Source organism: Kosakonia quasisacchari, assembly GCF_004331415.1.
Lineage (GTDB): Bacteria > Pseudomonadota > Gammaproteobacteria > Enterobacterales > Enterobacteriaceae > Kosakonia > Kosakonia quasisacchari.
Window position 1 is genome coordinate 1 of the sequence record NZ_SJOP01000056.1, and the last position, 2,215, is coordinate 2,215.

1 protein-coding gene is annotated in these 2,215 nt (G+C 64.2%); it reads left to right on the plus strand.

All coding sequences use genetic code 11. The features are described 5' to 3' along the window. Nucleotides 1–2,215, plus strand: a 2,215-nt coding sequence (locus tag E0L21_RS24605; RefSeq protein ID WP_407928697.1) for a beta strand repeat-containing protein, incomplete at both ends; no start/stop codon positions are given.

Below are 2,215 nucleotides of genomic sequence, written 5' to 3' on the forward strand. Positions count from 1 at the left end.
CACAACAGCGGCACGCTGATGGCGGCGGGTGATGCCCGCATTACCGCCGGACAGCTGGATAATCAGGGCACCATCGCTGCGAAAAATCAGCTCACCGCCACGACAACCACGCTGAAAAACAGCGGAACACTGCAGGGCCAGTCGCTGGGTGTGACCGGCGATGCGCTGCACAACAGCGGCTCGCTGCTATCCGAAGGCGATACCCGGCTCACGGCCACCCGGCTGGATAACCAGGGGACGGTAGCGGCAAAAGGCAATCTCACCGCCACCACCTCGGCGCTGAATAACGGCGGTACCCTGCAGGGGCAGACGCTTGCGGTCTCCGGCGATGGGGTACAGAACAACGGCACACTGGCCGCAGAAGACTCCCTGAACGTGAAGGCCGGCGCACTGACCACCGGCACAGGCTCCACTGTTACCGCGAAAGGCGATGTGACGCTGACCGCGCAGACCACCGCTGATATCGGCGGGCAGGTGAATGCCGGTAAGGCCCTGAGCGTGAAAGCGGCTGACCTGCAGACCCGCCAGCAGGCACAGCTGCAGAGCGGCAGTGACCTGGCCCTGACGGCCGCTGACAGCGCCACGCTGAACGGCACTCAGGCAGCGAAAGGCACGCTCAGCGTGACGGCGAAATCCGTCAGTCACGGCGGGAAATCGAATGCGTCAGCCATCACCCTGACCGCCCCCGGTGCGCTGACCAACAGCGGCACGCTGGTCGCGGATACGCTCAGCCTCGGCAGCACACATATCACCAGCAGCGGGCTGCTGCAGGGCACACAGGCTCTGAACCTGCAGACGGACTGGCTGGAAAACCTTACCGGCGGCACGCTGTACTCCGCAAAAGACCTGACGCTTACCATCCCGCAACTGAACAACAGCGGGTTAATCACCACCGACGGTGACCTGCATCTGCACGGCAACAGCCTGACCAGCAGCGGCGAAATAAACGGTGTGAACCTGTTCAGTGACTACGCCCGCCTGGAGAACAGCGGACGGCTGCTGGCGGATAACACGCTCAGCCTGACGGCGGATGACATCAGCAACCGTGGCGTGCTGGCGGCAAAAACCACCGGCATCACCGCGAACACGCTCAGTAATACGGGTAGCGTGCAGGGCGACGATGCGCTGACGCTTAACGCACAGAACACCACCAACGGCGGGGCGCTGGCGACGGCGGGCACGCTGAACCTCAGCGGGCAGACCCTCGATAACCAGGGCAACCTGAGTGCCACCACGCTGCTGCTGACGCTGGCGCAACAGGTGAATAACGCGGCGGACGGGCGCATTGTCGCGGACGACACCGCCACGCTGAACACGTCGCAACTGAGCAACAGCGGCCTGATTGCCGCGAAAAACCTGACGCTGAACAGCGCTGATATCACCAGCAGCGGTACGCTGCAGGGCACGGCGCTGCTGACCGCTTCCGGTACCACGCTGACTAACCAGCAGGGTGGCCTGCTGCTCAGTAACGGCGCGGTGTCGCTGAAGAATGACCGGCTGAACAACGCCGGGCAGATACAGGGCGACACGCTGAACCTCGCGACCGGGCAGTGGATGAACACCGGTACGGCACTCGGGCAGAACGGCCTGACCGCCACGGTCAGCGGCACGCTGGATAACCAGGGCCAGGTGGTCAGCCGGCAGGCGATGACGCTGACGGCTGATAACAGCACGAACAGCGGCGCGCTGATGGCGAAAGTGCTCGCCCTGCACGGCGATTTGCACAGCAGCGGCCTGATTCAGGGGACGGACGGGCTGACGTGGGATGGCAACACGCTGACCACTACCGCAGACGGTCAACTGGTCAGCGGCGGCAGTCTGGCACTGCAGGGTAAAACCCTGGACAACGCGGGCCGGATGCAGGGGAAAACCCTGACCGCAACGGCGGACAGCCTGCATAACAGCGGCACGGTGCAGGCGCAGGACGCGCTGAACGTGCAGGTTACCGGCACACTCGCTAACCAGGGGCAGATGCTGAGCCAGGGCCCGGCGGATATCCGCGCGGCACAGCTGAATAACGACGGACAACTGCTCAGCGCCGGGGACATCACCCTGCGCGGACAACAACTTACCAACAACGGCAGCGTGCAGGGCAAAACGCTGTCGGCACATGAAGGCCGTATCACTAACAACGGCACGCTGACCGGCCTCGACAGTCTGGCGCTGGATAACAGCCAGGCCACGGCGACCCTGATGGCGCGGATGGCGATGGCTG